Annotated in this window: 19 protein-coding genes; 6 read left to right on the forward strand and 13 right to left on the reverse strand. The window is 72.7% G+C overall.

All coding sequences use genetic code 11. The features are described from left to right. A partial coding sequence (locus tag E5N76_RS28530; protein ID WP_149541377.1) for a DEAD/DEAH box helicase occupies positions 1-1,760 on the reverse strand: 1,760 nt, incomplete at its 3' end. Positions 1,761-1,929: 169 nt separating this feature from the next. On the opposite strand from E5N76_RS28530, the gene E5N76_RS28535 reads away from it, so the two are divergent. Further along, positions 1,930-2,628 (forward strand): alpha/beta fold hydrolase, encoded by a 699-nt coding sequence (locus E5N76_RS28535; protein ID WP_235907955.1) that lies wholly within the window; start codon positions 1,930-1,932, stop codon positions 2,626-2,628. Between the two features lie 176 nt (positions 2,629-2,804). Here E5N76_RS28535 and E5N76_RS28540 read toward each other — a convergent pair whose 3' ends face one another. Next, positions 2,805-3,779: a Bug family tripartite tricarboxylate transporter substrate binding protein gene (locus tag E5N76_RS28540; RefSeq protein ID WP_187830468.1), complete on the reverse strand. Its 975-nt coding sequence runs from the start codon at positions 3,777-3,779 to the stop codon at positions 2,805-2,807. A gap of 121 nt (positions 3,780-3,900) precedes the next feature. On the opposite strand from E5N76_RS28540, the gene E5N76_RS28545 reads away from it, so the two are divergent. Genes E5N76_RS28545 through E5N76_RS28555 form a run of 3 tightly spaced genes read left to right on the forward strand, consistent with a single transcriptional unit; the run spans position 3,901 to position 5,542 of the window. After that, positions 3,901-4,518 (forward strand): TetR/AcrR family transcriptional regulator, encoded by a 618-nt coding sequence (locus E5N76_RS28545; RefSeq protein WP_149541380.1) that lies wholly within the window; start codon positions 3,901-3,903, stop codon positions 4,516-4,518. Further along, a complete protein-coding gene (locus E5N76_RS28550) occupies positions 4,515-5,003 on the forward strand; it encodes an SRPBCC family protein (RefSeq protein ID WP_149541381.1) in 489 nt (162 codons plus the stop codon). The genes E5N76_RS28545 and E5N76_RS28550 overlap by 4 nt, the downstream gene beginning before the upstream one ends. 5 nt (positions 5,004-5,008) lie before the next feature. Then, entirely contained in the window at positions 5,009-5,542 is a 534-nt protein-coding gene (locus E5N76_RS28555; protein ID WP_207792144.1) for a VOC family protein, read from the forward strand. Positions 5,543-5,689: 147 nt separating this feature from the next. Here the strand turns inward: E5N76_RS28555 and E5N76_RS28560 are convergent, their stop codons facing one another. The 4 genes from E5N76_RS28560 to E5N76_RS28575 form a co-directional block, all read right to left on the reverse strand. Beyond that, on the reverse strand, positions 5,690-6,670 hold the full coding sequence (locus E5N76_RS28560; RefSeq protein WP_149541382.1) for a Bug family tripartite tricarboxylate transporter substrate binding protein: 981 nt from the start codon (positions 6,668-6,670) through the stop codon (positions 5,690-5,692). Positions 6,671-6,878: 208 nt separating this feature from the next. Next, positions 6,879-8,954 (reverse strand): serine/threonine-protein kinase, encoded by a 2,076-nt coding sequence (locus E5N76_RS28565; RefSeq protein ID WP_149541383.1) that lies wholly within the window; start codon positions 8,952-8,954, stop codon positions 6,879-6,881. A 312-nt stretch (positions 8,955-9,266) separates the two neighbouring features. Beyond that, complete coding sequence (locus E5N76_RS28570) at positions 9,267-12,254, reverse strand: caspase family protein (protein ID WP_149541384.1); 2,988 nt, start codon at positions 12,252-12,254, stop codon at positions 9,267-9,269. After that, positions 12,254-13,270, reverse strand: a complete 1,017-nt coding sequence (locus E5N76_RS28575; protein ID WP_149541385.1) for a YMGG-like glycine zipper-containing protein — start codon at positions 13,268-13,270, stop codon at positions 12,254-12,256. Before E5N76_RS28575 ends, E5N76_RS28570 begins: the two co-directional genes overlap by 1 nt. A gap of 182 nt (positions 13,271-13,452) precedes the next feature. Here E5N76_RS28575 and E5N76_RS28580 point away from each other — a divergent pair, with 182 nt between their 5' ends. Together E5N76_RS28580 and E5N76_RS28585 are read left to right on the forward strand one after the other, a co-directional pair. Continuing rightward, on the forward strand, positions 13,453-13,716 hold the full coding sequence (locus E5N76_RS28580; protein ID WP_149541386.1) for a hypothetical protein: 264 nt from the start codon (positions 13,453-13,455) through the stop codon (positions 13,714-13,716). A 334-nt stretch (positions 13,717-14,050) separates the two neighbouring features. Continuing rightward, entirely contained in the window at positions 14,051-15,880 is a 1,830-nt protein-coding gene (locus tag E5N76_RS28585; protein WP_149541387.1) for an ABC-F family ATP-binding cassette domain-containing protein, read from the forward strand. Positions 15,881-15,967: 87 nt separating this feature from the next. On the opposite strand, the gene E5N76_RS28590 is transcribed toward E5N76_RS28585, so the two are convergent. The 7 genes from E5N76_RS28590 to E5N76_RS28620 form a co-directional block, all read right to left on the reverse strand. Beyond that, on the reverse strand, positions 15,968-17,107 hold the full coding sequence (locus tag E5N76_RS28590) for a molybdopterin dinucleotide binding domain-containing protein (RefSeq protein ID WP_149541388.1): 1,140 nt from the start codon (positions 17,105-17,107) through the stop codon (positions 15,968-15,970). Continuing rightward, entirely contained in the window at positions 17,104-18,084 is a 981-nt protein-coding gene (locus tag E5N76_RS28595; protein ID WP_149541389.1) for a molybdopterin-containing oxidoreductase family protein, read from the reverse strand. The genes E5N76_RS28590 and E5N76_RS28595 overlap by 4 nt, the downstream gene beginning before the upstream one ends. Positions 18,085-18,174: 90 nt before the next feature. Then, entirely contained in the window at positions 18,175-18,927 is a 753-nt protein-coding gene (locus E5N76_RS28600; protein WP_187830469.1) for an ABC transporter ATP-binding protein, read from the reverse strand. Further along, the gene (locus E5N76_RS28605) at positions 18,908-20,713 is read right to left on the reverse strand and encodes a branched-chain amino acid ABC transporter ATP-binding protein/permease (RefSeq protein WP_207792145.1); all 1,806 of its coding nucleotides are present in this window, start codon (positions 20,711-20,713) and stop codon (positions 18,908-18,910) included. Before E5N76_RS28605 ends, E5N76_RS28600 begins: the two co-directional genes overlap by 20 nt. A gap of 1 nt (position 20,714) precedes the next feature. Continuing rightward, positions 20,715-21,572, reverse strand: coding sequence for a branched-chain amino acid ABC transporter permease (locus E5N76_RS28610; RefSeq protein ID WP_149541391.1), 858 nt, complete (start codon positions 21,570-21,572; stop codon positions 20,715-20,717). Between the two features lie 25 nt (positions 21,573-21,597). After that, positions 21,598-22,794, reverse strand: coding sequence for an ABC transporter substrate-binding protein (locus E5N76_RS28615; RefSeq protein ID WP_149541392.1), 1,197 nt, complete (start codon positions 22,792-22,794; stop codon positions 21,598-21,600). A 74-nt stretch (positions 22,795-22,868) separates the two neighbouring features. Next, entirely contained in the window at positions 22,869-23,993 is a 1,125-nt protein-coding gene (locus E5N76_RS28620; protein WP_149541393.1) for a mandelate racemase/muconate lactonizing enzyme family protein, read from the reverse strand. Positions 23,994-24,143 lie beyond the last annotated feature (150 nt).

The raw sequence follows: 24,143 nt of genomic DNA on the forward strand, positions 1-24,143 counted from the left end.
TCCCGCCCACCGCGCTCGCGCGGCGCGTCGCGCCCGCCGCGGCCGCGCGCGGCGTCCCGCCCACGGCCGCCGCGGCCGCGCGGCGGGCGGGCGGCGGCTTCCGCGATTTCCTCATTGCTCACCGGGTCCAGCCCCTCGACCTCGATGCGCGGGATCGGCTTGCCGGTCAGCTTCTCGATGGCGGCGACGTTCCGCGCATCATCCGCCGTGGCGATGGTGAAGGCATGGCCCTCCCGCCCCGCCCGGCCGGTGCGGCCGATGCGGTGGACGTAATCCTCGTCCCGGAAGGGCACGTCGAAATTGAAGACGTGGGAGAGGCCGCCGATGTCGATGCCGCGCGCCGCGACATCCGAGCAGACGAGAAGCTGCAATTCGCCGGCCTTGAACTTGTTCAGCGTGGCGAAGCGGCTCGGCTGGTCCATGTCGCCATGCAGGGCGCCGACGGCGAAGCCGTGCCGCTTCAGCGATTTGTAGAGGATGTCGACCTCGACCTTGCGGTTGCAGAAGATCAGCGCGTTCTGCACCTGCTCCCGCCGGATCAGCCGGCGCAGCGCCTCGCGCTTGTCCAGCTCCCGGCACCAGAGCAGGCCGGCGACGATGGTGGTCGCGACGCTCGCCGGCGGCGAGACGCTGATCTCCTTCGGGTTCTGCAGGAAGGCATCGGCGAGCTTGCGGATCTCCGGCGCCATGGTCGCGGAGAAGAACAGCGTCTGCCGCATGCCGGGCAGCATGGAGACGATGCGCTCGACATCCGGGATGAAGCCCATGTCGAGCATGCGGTCCGCCTCGTCGATGACGAGGATCTTGCAATCCGCCAGCAGGATGCGGCCGCGATCGAACAAATCCAGCAGCCTTCCGGGCGTGGCGATCAGGACATCGACGCCCTTCTCCAGCACGTCGCGCTGCTCGTTCATGCTCTCCCCGCCGATCAGCAGGGCGTGGTTGAGCTTGAGGTACTTGCCGTATTTCTCGAATTGCTCGGCCACCTGCAGGGCCAGCTCGCGCGTCGGCTCCAGGATCAGGCTGCGCGGCATGCGCGCCTTGGCCCGGCCGGAGGCGAGGATGTCCATCATCGGCAGGGTGAAGCCGGCGGTCTTGCCGGTGCCGGTCTGGGCGGTGCCCAGCACGTCCCGGCCCATCAGCACCACCGGGATGGCGGATTCCTGGATCGGCGTCGGGGTGACGTAGCCGGCCTCCGCGACGGCGTGCAGGATGGGCTCGGAAAGGCCGAGATCGGCGAAGGTGACGCGGGGGGCGGTGTCCTCCTCCGCTGGCTCCTCCTCATCCTCGTCCGTATCGGACTCATCCGCTTCGGCCTCGGCGGCCTCGGCCTCCTCGGCGGCGAGGTCCTCGTCTTCCGCCGTCTCCCCGGCCTCCGCCAGGGTGGCGGCCTCGGCTTCGGCGGCCGCGGCGACGTCCTCCACCGGGGCCGCAGCCGCGGGTGCTGCGGCCGGGGCAGGGGCAGCGGCGACGGGGTCCGGCGCTGCCGCGGCTGCCGCCGCCCCAGGGGGCGTAGGATCGGGGGCCGCAACATCGGGGGCCGCAATCTCGGGCGCTGCCGATCCAGGCTCAGGCATGTCGGGCGCAGGCATTTCGGGCGCGGCCGTCTGGGTCGCGGCCGTCTCTGGTGCGGACTGGGCCTTCGCCGGGGCAATGCGCGCCGCGGCTTCCGTGGGCTCGGCCTCGGCCGCCAGGGGGGCGGGCCGCTCAGGGGTATCGGTCAAGTGTGGTCGGTTCCTTCGCCGGGACGGCGGCGGCATGGTGGCGGCGTGGTCCGAACCACCCGCTGAAACCGACGCCCGGCGGGCAACCCGCCGGGTGCCGCGTCTGTCCGCGCGCCATATGCGCCGGATGGCACGGAAAAGCAAGCCGCGCGGCGGAGTTGGGCTGCGGTTTCCTCGGCCGGCGGCCAGGGCTATGCCGGCGCGCATGCCAGAGATCCAGGATGTGCTGCTGCTGCCCGGCCTGCTCTGCGATGCGGCGCTGTGGCAGGCGCAGATCGCCGGGCTGCGGGATGTCGCCCGCTGCCAGGTGGCGGATACGGTCAGCGATGACAGCCTGGCCGCCATGGCGGCCCGCGCCCTGGCCGCCGCGCCGCCGGGCTTCGCCCTGGCCGGGCTTTCCATGGGCGGCTACCTGGCCTTGGAGATCCTGCGCCAGGCGCCGGAGCGGGTGACCAGGCTGGCCCTGCTGGACACCAGCGCGCGGCCGGATACCGAGGCGCAGGCGCGGCGCCGGCGCGGGCTGATCGGCCTGGCGCGCACCGGGGCCTTCCGCGGGGTGACGCCGCGGCTGCTGCCGCAATTGGTGCATCCCAGGCACCTGGCGGGGCCGGTGGGCGCCGCGGTGATGGCGATGGCGGAACGGGTGGGGCGGGACGCCTTCCTGCGGCAGCAGGCGGCGATCCTCGGGCGGCCGGACAGCCGGCCGGATCTGGCCGGCATCACGGTGCCGACGCTGGTGGTGGTGGGGGAGGCGGATGTGCTGACGCCGCCGGAACACGCGGAGGAGATCGCAGCCGGCATCATGGGGGCAAGGCTGGAGGTGATTCCGGGCTGCGGGCATCTGCCGCCGATGGAGGAGCCGGGGGTGGTGACGGGTGTGCTCAGGGATTGGCTTGGGTGTTGAGGAGGGCGTCGCACCGCAAGGCGCGCCTTACGGCGCGACCCTCCTCAAACTCCACCCGCCAAGGACCGAACCCTTGAATCTTGGAGCCGACGGTCGAGACGCCAAACTCAAGGTTTCCAAAGGCCCTTCGGCCTTTGGCGGGGAGAGTTTGAGAGGGGCAGAGCCCCTCTCAACACCTACTCCGGCTGCACCCCCGCCTCCCGCAGCACCCCCACGCTCCGCGCCATGTCCTGCCGCAGGAATTCCGTCAGCGCCGCGCTGCCGCTGACCGTCGCCGGCTGCACGCCGAGATCCGCCAGCCGCTGCTTCGCCCCCTCCGCCGCCCGGGCGAAGGCCTCGGCATAGCGGGCCACCGCCACGGCCGGCGTGCGCGCCGGCGCCATCGCCATCACCCAGGCTTCCACCTTCAGCTCCGGCAGCCCCGCCTCGGTGGCGGAAGGCACCTCCGGCAGGCTCGGCGCCCGGTCCGGCCCGGTGATGCAGATGGCCCGCACCGACCCGCCGCGGATATGGCCGCTGGCCGAGGCCACCGGGTCGATGGTGAAGACCACCTCGCCGCTGATCACCGCCTGCATGGCCGGCCCGCCGCCGCGGTAATGCACCGGCTGGATGTCCAGCTTCGCCACGGAGCGGAACACCTCCCCCGCCAGATGGATGGCGCTGCCGATGCCGGCGCTGGCGAAATTCAACTGCCCCGGCCGCGCCCGGACATAGGCCAGCAGCTCCGCCATGCTGCGGACCGGCAGGCGGGGATCCACCACCAGCACCTGGGGAATCCGGCCGAGATGCGCCAGCGGCGCGAGATCCCCCATCACGTCGAAGGGCATCCGCGCCACCAGCGCCGGCACCACGGCGATGGCGTTGCTGTGGATGAGGATGGTGTGGCCGTCCGGCGGCGCCTTCGCCACCAGATCCATGCCCACCAGCCCCGCCGCCCCGCCGGGCCGGTTCTCGATGACCAGGGGCTGGCCGAGCTGCGCCGCGGCGGCCTCGGCGAAGACCCGGGCGACGACATCCGTGGTGCCGCCCGGGGCGAAGGGGACGATGGCGCGGATCGGCCGGTCCGGCGACCAGCCCTGGGCGAGGGCCGGCAAGGCAAGGGCGAAGGGCGTGGCCCAGGGGAGGGCCAGGGCGGCGCGGCGATGCAGCATGGAAGTCCTCCAGCAAATCGGGCGGCACCATGACGGAGGCGGATGAATCCTCCAACAACGGCATTTCGGGCTTGCGTTCCATACCGACCGGTTGGTATGCCTCCTGGCAGGAGGAACCCCGATGCCCCCCGCCGCCACCGCCCGCGACAAGCTGCTGGACGCCGCCATCGGCGTGGTCCGCGCCCAGGGCTACGCCGCGACCTCGGTGGACGAGATCTGCCGCGCCGCCGGCGTGACCAAGGGCGCCTTCTTCCACCATTTCCCCAGCAAGGAAGCGCTGGCCATCGCCGCCGCGGCGCGCTTTGCCGCCACCGCGGACGCGCTCTGCGCCACCGCGCCCTACCGCGAATTGCCGGACCCGGTGGACCGCGTGCTGGGCTATGTGGCACAGCGGCGGGACTGGCTGCGCGGCCCGCTGGCGGAGGTCACCTGCTTCGCCGGCACGGTGGTGCAGGAAAGCTACGCCACCAGCCCGGCGCTGCGCGCCGCCTGCGAGGCGGCGATCTGCGGCCATGCCGCGACGCTGGAAGCCGATATCGAAGCTGCGATGCGGGCGCGCGGCCTGGCGGGGCAATTCACCCCCGCCAGCCTGGCGCGCCACACCCAGGCCGTGATCCAGGGCGCCTTCATCCTGGCCAAGGCCACCGACGAGGTGGCGATGGCGGAGGAAAGCCTGGACCATCTGCGGCGCTACCTCGAACTGCTCTTCACGCCCAAAAGGAAGGAAATGCCGGCATGAGCACACCCATCGACGTCACCCCCCGCGACGACCGCGAACTGGTCCTCGGCCGCCTCCTGCAGGCGCCGCGCGAGCTGCTCTGGCGCTGCTGGACGGACCCGGCCCTGCTGCCCCGCTGGTACTGCCCGCTGCCCTGGAAGGTCTCCGATGTGGAGCTGGATGTCCGCCCGGGAGGCGGGAGCAAGATGACGATGCGCGGCCCGGCGGGGGAGGTGGTCCCGCTGGAGGGCGTGTTCCTCGAGGTGGTGCCGCAGCAGCGCCTGGTCTTCACCGATGCCCTCACCGCCGGCTGGCGGCCCGCCGCCCGCGCCTTCATGGTGGCGACCATCACCTTCGAGGATACCGGCGCCGGCACGCGCTACATCGCCCGCTGCGGCCACTGGTCCGCCGCGGACCGGGAGGAGCATGAGCGCATGGGCTTCCACGAGGGCTGGGGCCAGGTGGCCGAGCAGCTCGAAGCCACCGCCCGCAGCCTGCAGGGGTGAACGCCATGGCGATTCTGCAGAAGGTCACCCCGCATCTCTGGTTCGACCACCGGGCGGAGGAGGCGGTGGCCTTCTACCTCTCCGTCTTCCCCGGGGCGCGGCAGGGCCAGGTGCTGCACGCCACCGCCGCGGGGCCGGCGCCGGAGGGCGCGGTGGTGGCCATCGCCTTCCATATCGGCGGGACGGAATTGGTGGCGATCAATGGCGGGCCGCAATTCGCCTTCACCCCGGCCGTCTCGCTGCTGGTGCTGTGCGAGGACCAGACCGAGTCGGACCTGGTCTGGGAAGGGCTGACGGCCGGCGGGGAAGCGATGCCCTGCGGCTGGGTGAAGGACCGCTACGGCGTGGTGTGGCAGGTGGTGCCGGACGGGGTCCGGGAATTGCTGTGGGAGGGCGAGGCGGCGGGCCGGGCCCGGGCCATGCAGGCGATGTTCGGGATGCGGAAGCTCGAACTGGCGGCGCTGCAGGCGGCCTATGCAGGGGGCTCCGCCCCCTGCACCCCCGCCGGGGAGGATACTCCTCCCCGGACCCCGGTGTGAGTTTGCGGTTCAGCCCGCGGGCCTGAAGTCCGAACCGGGGTCCGGAGCTGGAGCATTTTCGCCTCCGGCGGAAGCGCCGGACGCCGGCGGCCATTGCCGGGCCGTCTCTCCCGCCGGGGGCGCGGTCGCCCAGAGCAGCTTCTTCGGCTACTCCGGCTTGACGCCGAGGCTCCGGGCGATCTCCCGCCAGGTCGCCAGCTCCGTGCGGATGCGGGTGGCGAATTCCTCCGGCCCGGCAAAATCCGGCACCGCGGCCTGGGTGGCGAGCTTCACCCTCGTATCGGCGGTGCCGGCGACGGCCTCCAGGTCGCGCGCCATGCGCGCCACCAGGGCGGGCGGGGTTCCGGCCGGGGCCATGATGCCGAACCACACGCCGGAATCCGGCACGGGGTGGCCCAGCTCCGCCATGGTCGGCACCTCCGGCAGTTCCGGCGCGCGTTTCGGGCCGAGCACGGCCAGCGGCCGGATCTGCCCTGCCTGGTACGGGCCTACCGCGCCCGCCATGCCATGGGAGAGCAGCGGCACGCGGCCACCCAGCACGTCCTGCATCAGCGGCGCCGTGCCGCGATAGGGCACGTGGGAAAGGGAGATGCCCAGCGCCCGGCACAGCGTCTCCCCGCCGAAATGCCCGGTGCCGCCGACGCCGGTGGTGCCGTAGGCCAGGGCGCCGGGCTGGGCGCGGGCGGCGTCGGCCACGGCCCGGAGGTCCCGCCAGGGCTGGTCCGCGGCGCACCAGAAGACGTTGGGCGCGCTGCAGAAGGTGCCGATCGGGGCGAAGCCGTCCGGCAGGGCGTAGGGCAGGCTGGGATGCACCGCCGCGTTCAGGATGACAGCGTTGGAGGCGAAGAACAGCGTCAGCCCGTCCGGCGCGGCGCGCGCCACCACCTCCGCCGCGACGGAGGAGGAGGCGCCGGCGCGGTTCTCCACCACCACCGTCTGTCCCCAGGCGGATTGCAGCCCGGTGGCGGCCAGGCGGCCGAGGAAATCGGTCGGCCCGCCCGGCGGGTAGCCGATCAGCAGCCGCACGGGACGGTCCGGCCAGGTGGCCTGGGCCTGGCCGCGCGTGGCGACGAGCAGCCCCGGCAGGGCGAGCATCGCGCGGCGCGTGGCCGCGGCGGTGATGGTCATGTCCGTTTCTCTCCCATGGCCCTGCGGGCACGCCGCCGGGGGGAGGAACGGTAGCGCGCCCGGCAAGCCGCCGGGAGAGGTTGAACCCGCGGGTCCAGGCTCACACCAGGATCCGGGGCCAAGCCCTGGCCCCGGCAGGGTTGGCGGCGGCACTGCCGCCAGCGAGGCAGCGTCCTCTGCCGCCGTCGGAGGGGCCGAGCCCCGCCGATTACCGCCGCGGCACCGTCTCGATCACCTGGGCCCGCACCGTCACCCGCCCCCCTTGCGCCTGGGCCTGCCGGATCCCCGCCGCCAGCGCCGAGAGATAGGCATCGGATTGCTCCACCGTGGGCCGCCGCTGGGTGAAGATCGGCCGGTCGGAGGCGAAGACCAGCGCCAGATCCGTCCCGAAGGGCTCGTCCACCTCCCAGCCGGTGAAGCCGCCGCTCGGCTCGCCCAGCCGGGGCCGGGCATTCGCCGCTTCGGGGCGGGAGGGGACGAGATGCGCCACCTCCCCCGACTGCATGAAATACGCCACGTAAAGCTGCGCCGGCACCGCGGGCATGCCGATATCCATGCGCAGCAGCTCGCCCTTGGCGAAGGGCTGGGTGCCGATCAGCGTCACCTTCGGCGCGCCGTCCGGCGCCGCGGCAACCGGCTTCACCAGCTCCAGCGCCTGGCAATAGGGGCCGTCGAAGGCGGTCATCTGCAGCCGCACCGCCTCCGGCGGCACGCCGCGCGCGGCGATGGCCTGCTGCACGGCCGCTTCGCCCCCCCGGCGCAGCACGCCGGCGACGGTGAGGGTGGTGGGTGTCGCGCTCCAGGTCAGCAGGCTGCAGGGGGCGGCGGCCACGGCGGCGGCGCCGGCCTGGCGCAGATCGGCGGCGAGGTTCTCGGCGCGGCGGCGCTCTTCCTCGGCGCGCTGCTGGGCGGTGAGGGCGGCCTGGCGCGCGGCTTCCTCCCGCGCCCGCTGCTCGGCCGCCTGGCGTTCCGCCTCGGCCTGCGCCTGGGCCTGGGCGGCGGCTTGGCGCTGCGCCTGTTCGGCGGCCGACGCGGCCTGGCGGGCGGCCTCCTCGCGCGCCCGGCGATCCGCTTCGGCCTGGGCGGCGGCCGCCTGCTCGGCGGCCAGGCGCTGGCGTTCCCGCTCCGCCGCCTGCGGGTCCGCCGCGGCCTGCCGCGGCGGCGGGGTCGGGGCGGGGGCCGGGGCCTCGGAGCCCAGCAGGAAGAAGGCGGCAACCCCTGCCGCGACCAGCGCCGCGGCGCCGCCGCCGGCGATCAGCGGCAGGCTGGATTTCCTCGCCGCCGGGGGCGGCGCGCTGGCGGTGGCGGCGGGCGGCGGCGGCCGGGCCACGGCGGGCGTGGCATCGAAGGGGTCGGCGGCGCGGCCGGCCAGGGGCGCCGCCGCTGCGGCAGCCGCGGGCCGCACCCCCTGCACGATGGTGGCTTCCGAATCCGCCTCCGCCACCGGCGCGGATGGCGGCGAGGGGGCGGCGGCGGCGCGGCGGATCGCCTCGGCGAAGGCGGTCGCGGTCGGCCAGCGATCCTCCGGCCGCTTCGCCAGCGCCTTGGCCACCACCGCGTCGAAGCCGCGCGGGCAGGTGCCGGCAAGCTGGCTGGGCGGAATCGGCTCGGCGTTCATCACCTTGTGCATCAGCGCCGCCAGCCCGCCATCGAAGGGCTTCTCGCCCGTCAGGAGCTGGTAGAGCATGACGCCGGCGGCCCAGATATCCGCCCGCGCATCCACCGTCTCGCCGCGGAGCTGCTCCGGCGCCATGTAGCTCGGCGTGCCCATGACCGTGCCGACCTGGGTCATGGAGGAGTTTTCCAGCCGGGCGATGCCGAAATCGGCCATCTTCACCGTGCCGTCCGCGGCCAGCATGATGTTGGCCGGCTTGATGTCCCGGTGCACCACGCCGCGGCCATGGCTGTAGGCGAGCGCCGAGAGCACGCCATCCATGATCCGGACGATCTCGGCGACCGGGAAGCGCTCCTTCCGGTCGAGCCGGTCCTTCACCGAGCCGCCCTCGACCAGCTCCATCACGATCCAGGCGGTGTCGGCATTCTCGCCGTAATCATAGACGCCGACGATGTTGTTGTGGGTCAGGCGGCCGGCGGCCTGGGCCTCGCGGCGGAACCTTGCATGCGCCTCCTCGCCCTCCGGGTCGCCCTGCGGCGGCTTCTTCACCACCTTGATCGCCACCCGGCGCTCGATCAGCCGGTCCACCGCGTCATAGACCGTGCCCATGGCCCCGGCGCCCAGCGTGCCGCGCAGCTCATACTTCCCGGCAATCTCGTTCGGCAGCATTCGCGCAGCTATCCCGATTCCGCTTGCAGGCGTGCCCTGGCCGGGAGGTTCTCCCCGGCCCTGAACCGTTCCGTCCTCAGTCGGGCGCACTCTACAGCCATCGCGCAGAAAGCGCGCGTCCTGTCTGCAAAATAGCGCAGTGGTCGGGTGGGGCCGGCGGAACGGGTGACGAAGAAACAATGGGGGCTTCGCCCCTTGGCGGCAGTGCCGGTCGGACGCGGCGGACCAACCCCGGCAGAGGGCGCCGCCCGCCGCACTTCCGCGGGGGACCGAACCGGTTCCCGGACCCCGGTATGCGTTTGCGGGTTCGGCCTACCGGGCCGCGCGGGCCAGCGGGAAGCTGCGCAGATCGCGCTGGGCGGTGCGGAACACGGCATCCTGGCGGTGACGCTTCTCTGCCGCGAGTTGCGGCACGCGGCGGGTGACCCATTCGCCCAGGGCGAGGGCGGAGATGCGGCCCTCCCCATCCCTCGCCGCCTGGCCGGTCAGCCCCTCCCGTACCGCCACGGCGAACAGCCCGTTGCGCTCGTCATAGCTGTCCAGCGCCTCCTGCACGCTGGTGCTGGCGGCGAGCAGGAAACGGCCGGTCTCGTTGCCCAGCGCGGCCAGGCTGTCCACGGTGAGCTGCCCGGCATGGCAGGTGTCGATGAACAGGAACCCGTCCCGCGCCCGCACCCGCGCCAGGGCGCCGACCAGCGCCTCATCCTCCAGCGCCTGCGGCCGCAGCGCGGAAAAGGAGGAGATGTCCCGGACGTCCGAAGGCAGGAAGAGGAAGCGCCGGTCCGGCTCCGTCCGCAGCCCGTGGCCGGCGATGTAGAGCACGAAAGTGTCCTCCGGCCGCGCTTGCTCCGCCAGGCGGTCGAGTGCCGCCAGTACGCCGGCGCGGGTCGCCTCGGCATCGGTCAGCAGCGTCACCTCCACGCTGCGGAACAGGTCCTGGCCGTGGCGCTTCAGCGTCTCCGCCACCGTCCGCGCATCGGCGACGGCGAAGCGCAAATTCAGCTCCGCATTGGCGTAGCGGTCCACGCCGATCGCCAGCACCAGCAGCCGGCCCGCATCGGGCGGCGGCGCCGCCTCGCCCTCCCGCCGCAGCTCCAGGGCGGGGCCTTCGGCGAAGAGGCTGCGATCCTCGGCATGGAGCCGCGTCGCCACCCGGTTCGGCCCGGGATCCAGCGGCACTTCGATGATGGTCTCGCCCTGGCCGGCGGTGCCGCGCGCGGCGATCCGGTCATTCACGATGACATCGAGCGGCCCGAGGCCGAGCCCGCGTGCCTGGGCGGACAAGGTCAGCCGCAGCGCCGTGGCGCCGGGCGGGATCCAGGCGGCGCCGAAGGGCAGGGGGACGCAATTGCCGTCCGCCGCCACCGCGCAGGCGGCGCTGCCGGAGAGCAGGGGAAGCTGCCCGATCCGCTCCCGCACCGCGCCCAGCCCGGCCAGCCGCGCCGCCGCCGGCGCCTGGTCGCCGGCGATGCGGGCGCGCGTCTCGGCCGGGGCGAAGAGGGCACGATAGGCCTGGCGGAAGCTGGCCCATTCCGGCGTCTGCGCCCGCTGGCCGTTCAGATGGACGCCGACCAGGTCCTGCCCCCCCTCCGGCGCATGGTCGAACAGCCCTTCCGGGGTGAACAGCACCCAGCGCCTGCCATCGGCATGCGGGAAGAGGGCGCCGCGCTCGGCGAAGCGGCCATCCGGGCGGGTTTCGTACCAGCGCAGCGTGCCGTCGCCGAGCGCCGCCACCACCGTGCCATCCGCCGCCACCGCGAGGCCCCAGGCGGCGCCGGGCAGGGCGTAAGGCTCTCCCGCCGGCTTCCCGGCGGCGTCGTAGCGGCGGAGCTGGGTGTCGGTGCCGAGCAGGAACCCGTCCTCCCGCGGCAGGATGGCGAGGCTGCGGGCGAATTCCTGCTCATTCAGCCGAAGCGGCTGGGGGCCGAAGCGCGGCCGGTTGGAGCCGCGCCATTCACTGATCGGGAGGCGGGGGGAGGAGGTGCGGGCGGGGGTCAGCGCCTCGCCCGGATCGGCCGGCGAGAGCCGCCCGGCGGCGACGTCGAACACCAGGGGCGGCGCGCCGGGCGCGAGGGCGAAGCGCACAAGCTGCGCATCCTCGGAGACGGCGAGGCTGCCGGCGGTGAGGCGCCATTCCGCCGTCACCGGCCGCGGCGCCTGGGCCAGGCTGCCATCCGGCGCCAGCCGGCCCCAGCCGGGATCGTCGGCGGCGAAAGCCAGCCCGCCGCGCGGCAGCCGGAGAAGCTGGGGGATGGCGTCGCGCGAGGCCGGGATATCCGTGGCCGGGCCCAGGCCGAAATCCGCCCAGCGGCGGATGACGAAGCCCGCCGCCCCGCCCGCCCGCCTTGCATAGCCCGCGGCATGCAATTGCACCCCGCCCTGGCCATCCGCCGCCCAGGCGACAGCGGGCAGGCCCTCCCCCGCCAGCCCCGCCACCTCCGGCGTCAGCACGGTGCGGAGATCGGGCAGGGCCAGGACGTCGATGCGCAGCCTGTTCTCGTAGCCGACGGCCAGCAGCGCGCCGTCCGGCGAGAGCGCGATGCCATAGGGGCTGGCATTGGCCAGCGGTGTTTTCTCCGCCAGCTTGCGGCCATTGGCCTCGTACAGCCGGATGCGGCCATCCGCGGCGCTGACCGCCAGGCGGTTGCCGGCATCGAAGGCCAGCATGCGGGCGGCGCCGCCATAGGCGCTGTCCTCGAAGACCGGCTGGCCGCCCCGCGCATCCCACACCTTGATGCCGGCGCGGCCATCCAGCGCCGCGGCCAGCCGCGTGCCGTCCGGGGAGAGGGCCAGATGCAGCACCGGCGCCGGCAGCCCGGGCAGCCGCGCCACTATGCGGCGCGTCTCGGTGTCGAAGACGTAGATGCAGAAGGCGCCGTCCCAGGCCCGGCAGGTATGGCCGCCGAGGAAGGCCCGCCTTCCGTCGGCGGAGAGCGCCACGGCGTAGAGCTCGCCCTCCGCATCCGGCCCGATCGGCGGCCGCAGCACGCCGCGCGGCGCGCCTTCCGGCAGGGACCAGAGCCGGGCCGTCTTGTCGTCCGAGACGCTGATCAGCAGCCGCCCGGCGCTGTCCGTGGCGAGGCGGGAGAGATGCGCGGTATGCGCCGCCGCCTCCACGCGGAGGACCGGCGCCTGCGGCGGCTGCCGAGCTTCCTGCAATTGCGGCGGCTGCCGTGCTTCCTGCGCCGCTGCCCCGCCCGGCGCGGCGGCGAGCAGCGCCAGTGCGGCCCAGAGCGCGACGGCGGCCCGCCCCCAGGCCTGCCCTCTGGCCCGGCCCTTGGCCCGCCCCTTGGGACGCATCAGCCCGCCAGCTCGAAGCCGTTGCCGCCCTGCGCCGCCGTCTCCGCATTGGCGACGCTCTCGGAAAAGCCCTCACGCCGGGCAATGTTGCTGGCGGCCAGCGTCCGCGCGTCATTATCCGCGACGGCCGGGCCGGCGCCCTGGGCGCGGGACTCGATGCTGCGCGGCGCCACCAGCGCGCCGCGGGCGTTGAAGGCGCTCTGCTCGGCATAGCCCAGGCGCTGGCCATCGGCGCTCTGCACCAGGGCGTAGCCGGGCGCCACCGGGCGGATCCGCACGGATTGCCGGGCGGCGAGCTGCCCGACCTCCGGCGCCCCGGCCTCCGGCCGCAATTTCAGCGCCACCGGGCTGCGCGCCTGGGCAGTGACCGGCGCGGCGTTGCGGCTGGCCAGCACCATTGCCTTGGTGCCCGGGGCGACGCTTTCCACCGCCGTGTCGAATTCCGCGCCGCGGCTGCCGATGCGCTGGTCGATGCTGCGGGCGAGCTGGACGTCGCGCTGGGTGCGGGCGCGGATATTGGCCATTTCCGTCTCCGCCGCGCTGCGCGGCAGGCGGCCCTGCTGATAGGCTTCCCGTACCTGCCGCGCCTGGTTGAAGCGGCAATCCATGAGCTGGTTGAAGGCCCCCTGGGTGCGGTCCAGCTCCGCATTCTCCCGCCCGAGATCGGCGGCGAGGCTGGCGCGCAGCCCGGCCTGGTCCGCACTGCGCTGCTGCAGCGCGGCGAGATAGCCGCCCGCCGCCCCCGCCGCGCCGCCCGCCGCCGCGCCGATGAGGGCGGAGCGCCAATCGCCACCGGCGATGGCGCCGAGCGCCGCGCCGCCCACCGCGCCGATGGCGGCGCCGCGCAGGATGTCCTCGGCGAAGAAATTCCCCGTGCTGTCCAGCGCGACGACCTGCGGGCGGCAGGAATCCGTGCCGTCATCCGCGCCGATCCGGCCTTCCCGCGTGGTGACGCAGCCGGCGAGCAGCGCCGCAGCGGTGACGAGGGCGATCATGCGGCGGGAATTGCTGGCCACGGACGAAACCTCCGGTCGAACACCGGCGAAACTAACAATGCCATTGCGTCCATGCCAGTTACCCAGCGCACAGCCCCGGCGGGCCGGCGATCTGTTGCCAATTTTTTGAATGCGCCGGATTTGCCCTTCATGCGGGGGCTGGCGGCGTGCATCTCTGGCCCTGGACAGCAGGGGCCGGGCGCATGCCGGGATGGCGCAGCGAGGAGGATGACCCGATCCGGCCGCCGCCGGAGATGGAGGCGGCGCCCGGGCTGGAAGGCATGCCGCGGCTCGACCTGGACCCGGTGGAGGCGGCGGTGCCGGCGCTGGTGGACCAGGCGATCCGCGGCCCGGTGGTGCTGCGCCGGCACGGGCAGGAGCGTTTCGTGCTGGTGCCCCTGGACATCTGGCGGCGGGTGTGGGGGGCGGCGCCGAGGCCGCCGGTGATCGACGGGGAGAGGAAGTAGGGAGACCCGGCGTGGTAGGGATGGAGGCTTCCCCCGCGAAATCCCCGGCCGAAGGCTCTGCCCTCTGCACCCCCCCCCGGGCGGGGTTGCCGGCGCGGCCGGCAACGCTTCCCCCCGAACCCCGCATAAAGTTTGCTGATTTGACCCACGGGTCCAAAACTCAGACCAGGGGTCCTGGGGCAGAGCCTCTCTGGTGTGGGGGGCGAAGCGCCCGACTTCGCGTTCGTTTCCGTTCCTGTTTTCCGAACTTCGCGCATAGGGGCAGCGCCCCTGGCGGGGGCACGTGGGCAAAGCCCCCATTGACGCCGTCCCGCCCCCTTGCGAACTCCGCCGCATGGCGCCCCCTCTGCTGCTGCTTCAGGACATCCATCTCCGCCTCGGCACCCAGGCTTTGCTGGCCGGGGCCTCCCTCTCCGTGGGCGCTGGCGAAAGGGTGGCGCTGGTCGGGCGCAACGGCTCCGGCAAATCCACCCTGCTGCGGATCGCCGCCGGCGCCCTGGCCCCCGATGCCGGCACCCGCTTCCTGCAACCCGGCGCCACCCTCCGCACCCTGCCGCAGGAGCCGGATTTCGGCACGGCGAAGACGGTGTGGGAACATGTGGCCGCCGGCCTCGGCCCCGGCGACGATCCGCACCGCGCCCGCTTGCTGCTGGAACAGCTCGGCCTGACCGGCGAGGAGGCGCCCGCCCGCCTCTCCGGCGGCGAGGCGCGCCGCGCCGCCCTGGCCCGCGCCCTGGCCGCCAGCCCGGACATCCTGCTGCTGGACGAGCCGACCAACCACCTGGACCTGCCCGCCATCGCCTGGCTGGAGGCGGAGCTGTCCCGCTTCCGCGGCGCCCTCGTCCTCATCAGCCATGACCGGCGCTTCCTCGAGACCCTCTCCGGCGCCATGGTCTGGCTGGACCGCGGCACCACCCGCCGGCTGGACAAAGGTTTTTCCGAGTTCGAGGCCTGGCGGGACCGGGTTCTCGAAGAGGAGGAGCGCGAGGCGCACAAGCTGGACCGCCAGATCGTCCGGGAAGAGCATTGGATGCGCTACGGCGTCACCGCCCGCCGCAAGCGCAACATGCGCCGCGTCGGCGAATTGGCGGCGCTGCGCGAGCGCCGGCGGGAGGCGCTGAAGCCCACCGGCACCGCGAAGCTGGCGGCCAGCGAGCAGCAGGGCGGCGGCACGCTGGTGATCCAGGCCGAGGAGCTGCGCAAATCCTTTGCCGACCAGCCGCCGATGGTACGGGATTTCTCCACCCGCATCCTGCGCGGCGACCGCGTCGGCCTCATCGGCCCCAACGGCGCCGGCAAGACCACGCTGCTGAAGATGCTGACCGGGGAGCTGCCGCCGGATGCCGGCACGATCCGCCTCGGCACCGGCCTCTCCATGGTGCGGCTGGACCAGGGGCGGGAAAGCCTGGACCCGGACACCACCCTGCAAGCCGCGCTGACCGGCGGCCGCGGCGACCAGGTGGAGGTCGGCGGCCAGAAGCGCCACGTCATCGGCTACATGAAGGACTTCCTGTTCCTCCCGGAGCAGGCAAGGACGCCGGTCGGCATGCTCTCCGGCGGGGAGCGCGGGCGGCTCATGCTGGCCCGCGCCCTGGCCCGCCCCTCCAACCTGCTGGTGCTGGACGAGCCGACCAACGACCTCGACCTGGAAACCCTGGACCTGCTGGAGGAGCTGCTGGCCGACTACGCCGGCACGGTGCTGGTGGTGAGCCATGACCGCGACTTCCTCGACCGGGTCTGCACCAGCGTGGTCGTGGCGATGGGCGAGGGGCGCTGGCAGGAATATGCCGGCGGCTTCTCCGACATGCTCGCGCAGGGAGGGCCGGGCATCCTGGCCGGTGCGGCGGCACCGGCGGAGACGAAGCCCAAGGCACGGGAGGCAGCACCGCGCGCCGCCGCCGAGCCGGCGAAGCGGAAGCTGAGCTTCAAGCAGCTCCACGCGCTGGAAACGCTGCCGGGGCAGATCGCCACGCTGGAAAAGGAAATCGCCACGCTGCGCCAGGCCCTGACGGCACCGGACCTCTACAGCCGCGACAAGGCGCGGTTCGACCGCTTCACGGCGGCGCTGACGGAGAAGGAAACGGCGCTGGCGAAGGCCGAGGAAGAGTGGCTGGAGTTGGAAATGCTGCGGGAGGAACTGGAGACGGGGGCTCCGCCCCCGTAAGCCCCCGGCAGGGGGCTCTGCCCCCTGCACCCCCGCCGGGGCCAGGACCTGGCCCCGGACCCCGGTCCGAGTTTTAAACCCGAGGGTTCAGCCCGTCGCCTCCACCCGACGCATCCGGCAGGGCAGCGCGCCGATGTTGACCGAGCCGCTCATCGGGTCCGTCGCGCCGCGATAGCTCAGCGCCGCGTTCACATTGATCTCCAGCGCGGCGAATTCCGGCCCCGGCGCCTCCGGCAGCCACCAGCCCATGCCAGTGGTCAGCACGCCAGGCTGGGTGCGGTCGGTGATCGTCACCCGCATGCGGCAGGCGCCAGGGCCGTCCGGCAACTCCACCTCCACCCAATCGCCTTCCGCCACGCCATGCGCCGCCGCCGTCTCCGGATGCAGCCGCACCTCCGGGTCGGGCGAGACCTTCCGCGCCCAGGCCTGATCCCGGAAGCGGGAATGGTGATAGGTCTTCTCCCGGAAGCCGGTCTGCAGCAGCAGGGGCTCGTTGGCCTCGGGCGGCGGCAGGAAACCCGGCAGCGGGTCCAGCCCATGCTTCGCCGCGCTCTCCGAATACAGTTCGATCTTCCCGCTCGGCGTGGCAAAGCCACGGCGCGCGAAATCGCCGCGCTCATAGGGGAAATGCGCGTAGCCGTCGCGCCGCAGCGCCTCCAGCGGGATGCCGCTCTCCCCCAGCAGGAAATCGTTGAACTCCGCCTGGCTGCGCCAGGGCAGCAGCTCCGCGCTCAGCGCCCCCCGCGCCCGCAGCTTCTCCATCAGCCCGGCGGCGATCGCCAGATCGCTCCGCGCCGCGCCCCGCGCCGGCACCGCGGCGGTATAGGCGATGTTGGGGCCGGAGGGATCCAGCGTGACCTCCTCCTCCTCCAAGGTCGTCGTCTTCGGCAGCACGATATCCGCCACCGCCGCGGTCGGCGTCATCGTATGCGCGGCGACCGCCAGGAAATCCAGGGAACGCAAAGCCGCCAGGGTACGCCGCGCATCCGGATAGGTGACGGCGATATTCACCCCGCTGACATAGGCCCCACGCACCGGATAGGGCGCGCCGGTCAGCATGGCCTCGATGACCGAGGCGTTGTGGCAGGCGGTCTGCCACCCCTCCGGCCCGGCCCAGAGCGGGAAGCGGTCGGCACCGATCGTCTGCCGCTCCACCGCTTCCGGCAGGCGGAAGCGGGGGTCGTGCAGCAGCTCCAGATAGGTGCGGAAGCCGGCCGGCTTCTTCACCCGCCGGTTCCCGCCCACCCGGTCCAGATTGCCGCTGATCGCCCCAGGCAGTGGAAGGCGCGGTAGGTCTGCACGCCATTGCTGGCGGCGTCGATCCCATGCCCACCGACGAAGGTGGACGGGCCATCGGCGTAAAGCGACGCCGCGCGCTCGATATCCGCCGCCGCCACGCCGGCAATGCCGGCCGCCCATTCGGGCGTGCAGGGCGCGACACGCGCCGCCAGCGCCTCGAACCCATGGCACCAGCGCGCGACGAACTCGGCATCGTAGCGCCGGTCCCGGATCATCGCATGCAGCATGGCGAGGCCGATCGCGCCATCCGTCCCCGGAAGCGGCCGCAGCCAGACATCGGCCATTTCGGCCGCCGGCGTGCGGAAGGGGTCCAGCACCACCAGCTTCGCCCCGCGCGCCTTGGCCCGCTTCAGCTCCGCCCATTGGATCGGGTCCGCCGCATGCGGGTTGCGGCCGACCATCAGCGTGCAATTCGCCGCCTCGATCTCCTCGCCCCGGCCGATATTCAGCCCGGTCATCCGGTCGCTCACCGCCCGGCAGCCGCCGCAGAGATCCTGGTTGATCATCCAATTCGGTGAGCCGAGGGAGCGCATGAGCAGCGCCACCACCGCCCCGCGGGAGAAGAAGGCGCCGCTGACCGCGCCGACCAGCGCCAGCGGGCCATGCTCGGCGCGCACCCTGGCCAGCCCCTCCGCCACCTCCTCCAGCGCGTCGTCCCAGGAGAGGCGCTGCCACACCCCGTCGCCGCGCGGGCCGACGCGACGCATCGGGTAGAGCAGCCGGTCCGGATGGTCCGTCCATTCCGGCAGGCCGCGGATGCCCTTCACGCAGAAGGCGCCCTTGGAGGTGGGATGCGCCGGGTTGGGCGCCACCTTGGCGACGCGCCCATCCTCCCCCAGCGTCAGCAGCGCGCCGCAGAGGGTGCCGCATTCCCAGCAGGTGCTGGCGATGGTTCTCTTGGACATGGGGGGAGGGTGTCACCGCGCCGGCCCGGCGTCCATGCCCGAATCGGCCGCCGCCGCCCAGCAGGCGCCGGCCCTCGCCCCCCCCGGGCGTCAGGCGTGCAGCGCCGTCGGCACCTCCGTCCCGAAATAGGCGCGTTCCAGGCGATGCGGCAGATCCGCCTCCTTCGCCCCGGCCGAGAGCACGATGCGCCCCTGCGCCAGCGCATGGACGCGGTCCGAAACGGCCAGCGTCTTCTCGATGAGCTGCTCCACCAGCAGCACCGAGGTACCCTTGGCGCAAAGTTCCCGCACCACGCTGAGCACGCGGTCCACCAGCACGGGGGAGAGGCCGGCGGAGGGCTCGTCCAGCATCAGCAGCTTCGGCCGCCGCACCAGCCCTTGCGCCACCGCCAGCATCTGCTGCTGCCCACCGCTCAGCGCGCCGCCGCGGTCCCGCCGCTTGGCGGCGATTTCCGGGAAGAAGGCCAGCGCCTCCTCGATCCGTGCCGCCCGCTCGCCGCGCGGCAAATCGTAGCCGGCGAGTTCCAGATTGTCGGCCACCGAGATCTGGGTGAAGACGCGATGCCCCTCGATGACATGCACCATGCCGGCGCGGGCGGCGTCGCGCGGGCTGGCATTGGTCAGGTCCTGCCCCTCGAAGCGCACGCTGCCGGCGGTGACCGGCAGCAGGCCGGAGAGGGCGCGCAGCAGCGTCGTCTTGCCGGCGCCGTTGGGGCCGAGCAGGGCCACCACCTCGCCCTTGCCGATGCGCAGCTCCACGCCGTGCAGCACGGCGATCTTGCCATAGCCGGCTTCGAGGCCCTGGACCTCGAGCAGGCTTTGCTCAGGCGCCGAGATAGGCACTGACGACCTCCCTGTGCACGCGGATTTCGGCCGGCGTTCCCGCTGCGAGGACCTTGCCGAGATTGAGCACGGTCACCTGGTCGCAGATGTCGAAGATGAGATCGGCATGGTGCTCCACCAGCAGCACGCCGGTGCCGTGTCGGCTGATGTTGCGGATCAGCGCGCCGAGGCGGCGGATCTCCTCCGTCGAAAGTCCCGCCGCCGGCTCGTCCAGCATCAGGAAGGCGGGGCGCAGCATCAGCGCCCGGGCGATCTCCATGAAGCGCAGCTCGCTGTGCTGCAGCCGGTCGGCGCGTACCTCGCCGAGGCCGGCAAGGCCCACGGCCTCCAGCGCCAGGCGGGCCCGGGCTTCCAGCTCCCGCTCGTCGCGGCGCTGGCGGGGCAGGCTGAGCAGCGCCTCGGCGAACCCCGCCTTGCCGTCGATGGTGCCGCCGATCATCACGTTTTCCAGCACCGAGGCCTCGCCGATCAGCCGCGGCGTCTGGAAGGTGCGGGCGATGCGCAGCGCGGCGCGGCCCTGCGGCTGCCCGGCCGGCAGCGGCGCTGCGCCGATGGCCATGCTCCCCGCCTCCGGCCGGTAATAGCCGGAGATGACGTTGAGCGTCGTCGTCTTGCCGCTGCCATTCGGACCGATCAGCCCATGCACCTGGCCCGGCGCCACCTCCAGATCCACGCCGTCGATGGCCCGTACCCCGCCGAAGGCAAGGACGATGCCGCGCAGGCGCAGCGGTTCCGGCACCTGCCGTTGGCCGAGCAGCGCGTCCAGCGCTTCCGGAAGCGGCGCGATGACGCGGTTCTCCGGCAGCTTGCGCCGGCCGCGCGGGTCGATCAGCGCGGCGATGCCGCCCGGCATGGCGAGCACGATGACCAGCAGCAGCGCCGCATAGAGGAAGGTGGACCAGGCGGCGAGCGGCGCGGCGATCTCCGGCAGCACCGTCAGGATGACCGTGCCGAGCAGCGGCCCGAGGATGGAGCCGCGCCCGCCGATCAAGACGGCGATGAAGAAGAGCAGGGAGAGGTCGAAGGTGAAGGCGTCCGGCGTGATGTAGGTCTGCAAGGTGGCGAAGAGCCCGCCGGCCATCGCCGCCAGCGCGCCTGCCAGGATGAAGACCAGCACCAGCAGCTTCGGCTTGTGGATGCCGGAGGCCTCTGCCGCCACCTCCGCATCCCGCACCGCGACCAAGGCGCGGCCGAAGCGGCTGCGGGCGATGTTGGCGGTGAGCCAGGTGCAGACCGCGGCGAAGCCGAGGCAGAAATAGAGGAAGCCCCAGGTGGTATCGAAGGGTTCCGGCAGCATCGGGCCGGGGATGCCGATGCCGCCGCCGGTCACGTCCTGCCAGGCCAGGGTGATCTGGGTGACGATGGTGGCGAAGCCCAGCGTCGTCATCGCGAAGTAGAAGGTGCGCAGGCGCAGCGCCGGCAGCCCGACCACCACGCCGAACACCGCGCCGGCGAGCCCCGCCACGCCGAGCGCGGCGAAGGCCGGCAGGGGCGGGAGGACGTTGCCGGCCGCCAGCACGCTGGTGGTGTAGGCGCCGATGGTCAGCAGTGCCACATAGCCGATGGCGAGCTGTCCCGCGAAGCCGACGATGAGGTTCAGCCCGGCGACCAGCACCCAGTAGACCGCCATGCGGGTGGCGATGAGGCCCCAATAGTCGTTGCCCGTCAGCGGCATGGCCAGGCCGCTGGCGAGCAGCAGCAGGAAGGGCCAGAGCGGCGTCAGCGGCCCCGCCAGCTTCACCGCGGCGGCCGCGCGCGGCGGTGCGGTTCCGGTCGTCGCATCCACGTCAGACCCTCCGCGCCGCCTGCGCGCCGAACATGCCCTGCGGCGCGGCGAGGAGGACGATGATGAACAGGGTGAAGACGGCAACCGAGGAGAAGATGCCGCCGACCATGAAATTCGCCGCCTGCTGGAACAGGCCGAGCAGGAAGCCGCCGATGACGGCGCCGCGGTTGTTGCCGAGGCCGCCCAGCGCCACCGGGATGAAGCCGTAGAAATTCAGCAGCGGGCCGTTGGCGAAGAAGGCGAGCAGGAGCTGCCCGCCGGCGAAGCCGGCCAGCGCGCCGATGGCGCCCGCCAGGGCGTAGCTGGCGATGCGCAGGTTCCGCTCCGGCAGGCCGAGGGCGCGGGCGGCGAAGTTGTCCTCGGCGATGGCGACGAAGGCGCGCCCGACCAGGGTGCGGCGGTAGAGATATTCGAGGCCGAGGATGGTCAGCAGGCAGACCACGACCGGCAGCCAGTATTTCTCGTCCCAGATGCCGCTGCCGAGGTTGAGCAGGCGGGGGAAGGGCTGCGGCTCCGTGCTCCATTCCATCGCCGTGGTGTGCTGGATCAGCAGCGCCAGGGCGAGGGTGGTCAGCACGTAGAGATGCTGGTCGAGGCTCTTCAGCACCGGCCGCACGGCGACGATTTCCGTCACCACGCCGATCAGGGCGCAGCAGGCGAGCGTCAGCACCAGGGCGGGCAGCACCGGCAGGCCCAGGCGCAGCGCGAAGAGCGAGCCGAAGACGCCGCCGAGCATGCCGAGCTGCCCGGCGGTGAAGCTCATGACGCGGGAGGTGGCGAACATCGTGTTGTAGGTGATGCCGATCAGCGCATAGACCGCGCCGACGGCGAGCCCCGAGGCGATGATGGAAGCGAGCATCCTTGTCCTCCCGCGCTGCCGGCGCTCAGTAGCCCGGGGCCAGGGCGAAGGCGCCGTCGCGCGCGGAATTCGCCGCCGACATCACCACCTCCTCCGTCGGATAGCCATTATGGTGCGTCGGCGAGTAGGTGTAGGTGCCGTAATAGCCCGGGTAGTCCTTCAGCCCGTTCCAATGGCCGATGATGGCTTCCCTGGCGGTGGAATTGGTCTCCTCCACCGCCTTGGCGATGAGGTTCACCGCGTCGATCGCCGAGGCGACCCACCAGAGCAGCGTGTCCTGCAGGTTCACCTTGCCGGCGAGGCGCTGCACCAGCTCCGCCGTGCGCGGCGGCAGCTTGCCGGCGGCGTCGAAGGAGCAGCTCCGGTAGCCGATGGCATAGACCTTCTCCCAATTCGCCGGCCGCTCGATCAGGCTGCCGATCTCGCCCGAGGACATGGAAGGGTGGCCGACGAAGGGCACGTCCCAGCCCAGCGTCGCGCGGGTGTTCAGCAGCCGCGCGACCATGCCGGTGGAGACCGACCAGACGACGATGGCCTGGGCGCCGGCATTGCGGGCGCGCAGCATGTCCGGCGTCATGTCCGGCTGGGTGGCGTCGATATTGGCCTTGTACGCCACCTCCGCCCCGTCGCGCTGGAAGGCGGCGACGGAGGCGTTCAGCGCGCTGACGCCATAGCCCGTGGTGTCGCCGATGACGGCGACCTTCTTGGCATTGACGCGGGTCAGGCAGTAGCTGCGCACCGCATCGTCCCACTGGGTGTTGGAGGGGGAGATGCGGAAGGCGTTGGGGTAGCGCCGCTCGTCGATCAGCGTATCGACGACGCAGGGATGGATGTTGGGCATCTTCGCCCGCGCCATGATGGCGGTGACGGCAAGGGATTCGCCGGAATTGGTCGGGCCCCAGATGGCGTGGACGCGGAGCTGGCTGATCATCTCCTGCGTCGCGTTCACCGCCTTGGTCGGGTCGCCCTGGGTATCGCGGGTGATGATCTCGACGCGACGGCCTTTCACCCCGCCGACGGCGTTGATCGCCTCGGCCGCGAAGAGCACGCCGCGGTTGAAGCCGACACCGGGGGCGGAGCTCGGGCCGGTGAGGGCGGCGAGCCAGCCGATGCGGATCGGCTCATTCTGCGCAATGGCGGGGGTGGCCAGGGGGGCGGCCAATGCGGCGCCGGCGGCGAGGCCGGTGCCGCCCAGGGCCAAAGCGCGGCGGGTGATGGTCATGGCTTTCTTCCTCCGTTTGCGAAGGCCGCCCGGCGGCGGCCTGCGTCCTTATTGGCGTGGCCGTTGATGGCGCCTCATGCTGCCTGCCGCGCCACGATGCGCACCGGCGGCGCGGCAAGATAGCGCGCGAGGATCGCCGGGTCCGGGTCGCAGCCCAGGCCAGGCCCCTGCGGCACGGCCACTTGGCCGTCCCGCGCGCGCACCCAGGGGTCGAAGGGGTTGGCTGCCATCTCCAGCCACAGCACCTCGACCAGCGGCCGCTCGCACAGCGCGGCGGCGATGTGCAGGGTGGCGACGAAGCCCGGGCCGAAATAGGGGCAGTGTGGCACCACCTCCACGCCCTGCGCCTGGCAGTAGCGGACAACGCGCAGCATCTCCCCGATGCCGCCGATTTTGGTCACGCTGGGCTGGGCGATGTCGATGGCGCCGGCCTCGACCAGGGCCTTGAAGCCGAAGAGGCCGGCGGTGTTCTCGCCGGCGGAGAGCGGGATGCCGTGGCGGCGCAGGCTGGCGAGGCCATGCGCATCCTCGGGCGGCCAGACCGGCTCCTCCAGCCAGGCGAGGCCGTCGCCGGCAAGCGCGGCGGCCATGTCCCGCGCTGCCGGCGGCGTCCAGGCGCAATTCACGTCCAGCATCAGGGCGGCGTCGGGCGCCGCCTGCTTCGCCGCCAGCACCGCCTCCCGCGTCACCTCATGCAGCTTGATGTGGCGGTAGCCGGCCTTGCGCGCAGCCGCGGTGTTGCGGGCCACCAGGGCGAGGTCGTTGCCGTAGGAGAGCAGGCTGGCATAGGCGGGCAGGCTCGCCCTCTCCCGCCCGCCGAGCAGCGCCCAGACCGGCATGCCGGCGCGCTTGCCGAGCAGATCCCACAGCGCGATCTCGATGCCGGAGATGGCGTAGAGATGCGGCCCGTTGCGGCCGAGCAGATGCGTCGCATGCATCAGCTCGCGGGTGAGCGTCTCGATCGCCCGCGCATCGCGGCCGAGCACCAGCGGCGCGACAATGCTGTCGAGCGCCGCCTTGGTCGCCGGGATGGCGGCATGGCCGAAGGCTTCGCCCCAGCCGACCAGCCCGTCCTCCGTCTCCACCCGCACCAGCAGGATTTCCAGCCGGTCCCAGGGCCGGCCGGCAAACAGCGGATGCGGACCGCCCATGGTGAAGGGCAGCGCGACGACGGAGGTTTCGATGGCGGTGATGCGCATGGACGTTCCCGCGACGCCCCGTTCCCCTCACCCATCCCCTCATTTTGAACCGGCGTTGGCTCGCACGAAGAGGTTGGCATCTGCCACGGCCTTGGCGAAGCCCTGCATCAGCGGCGCAAGGCGCGGCTGTGGCATGTTGGGGATGAGGTC

This window comes from Siccirubricoccus phaeus (genome assembly GCF_008360935.1).
GTDB classification, from domain to species: Bacteria; Pseudomonadota; Alphaproteobacteria; order Acetobacterales; family Acetobacteraceae; genus Siccirubricoccus; species Siccirubricoccus phaeus.

Coding starts and splice junctions, on each gene's coding strand:
- E5N76_RS28595 (WP_149541389.1), bottom strand. CDS start 18,084: ATGTCCAAGAGAACCATCGCCAGCACCTGCTGGGAATGCGGCACCCTC.
- E5N76_RS28535 (WP_235907955.1), top strand. CDS start 1,930: ATGCCAGAGATCCAGGATGTGCTGCTGCTGCCCGGCCTGCTCTGCGAT.
- E5N76_RS28540 (WP_187830468.1), bottom strand. CDS start 3,779: ATGCTGCATCGCCGCGCCGCCCTGGCCCTCCCCTGGGCCACGCCCTTC.
- E5N76_RS28555 (WP_207792144.1), top strand. CDS start 5,009: ATGGCGATTCTGCAGAAGGTCACCCCGCATCTCTGGTTCGACCACCGG.
- E5N76_RS28565 (WP_149541383.1), bottom strand. CDS start 8,954: ATGCTGCCGAACGAGATTGCCGGGAAGTATGAGCTGCGCGGCACGCTG.
- E5N76_RS28545 (WP_149541380.1), top strand. CDS start 3,901: ATGCCCCCCGCCGCCACCGCCCGCGACAAGCTGCTGGACGCCGCCATC.
- E5N76_RS28560 (WP_149541382.1), bottom strand. CDS start 6,670: ATGACCATCACCGCCGCGGCCACGCGCCGCGCGATGCTCGCCCTGCCG.
- E5N76_RS28570 (WP_149541384.1), bottom strand. CDS start 12,254: ATGCGTCCCAAGGGGCGGGCCAAGGGCCGGGCCAGAGGGCAGGCCTGG.
- E5N76_RS28620 (WP_149541393.1), bottom strand. CDS start 23,993: ATGCGCATCACCGCCATCGAAACCTCCGTCGTCGCGCTGCCCTTCACC.
- E5N76_RS28615 (WP_149541392.1), bottom strand. CDS start 22,794: ATGACCATCACCCGCCGCGCTTTGGCCCTGGGCGGCACCGGCCTCGCC.
- E5N76_RS28585 (WP_149541387.1), top strand. CDS start 14,051: ATGGCGCCCCCTCTGCTGCTGCTTCAGGACATCCATCTCCGCCTCGGC.
- E5N76_RS28610 (WP_149541391.1), bottom strand. CDS start 21,572: ATGCTCGCTTCCATCATCGCCTCGGGGCTCGCCGTCGGCGCGGTCTAT.
- E5N76_RS28580 (WP_149541386.1), top strand. CDS start 13,453: ATGCCGGGATGGCGCAGCGAGGAGGATGACCCGATCCGGCCGCCGCCG.
- E5N76_RS28550 (WP_149541381.1), top strand. CDS start 4,515: ATGAGCACACCCATCGACGTCACCCCCCGCGACGACCGCGAACTGGTC.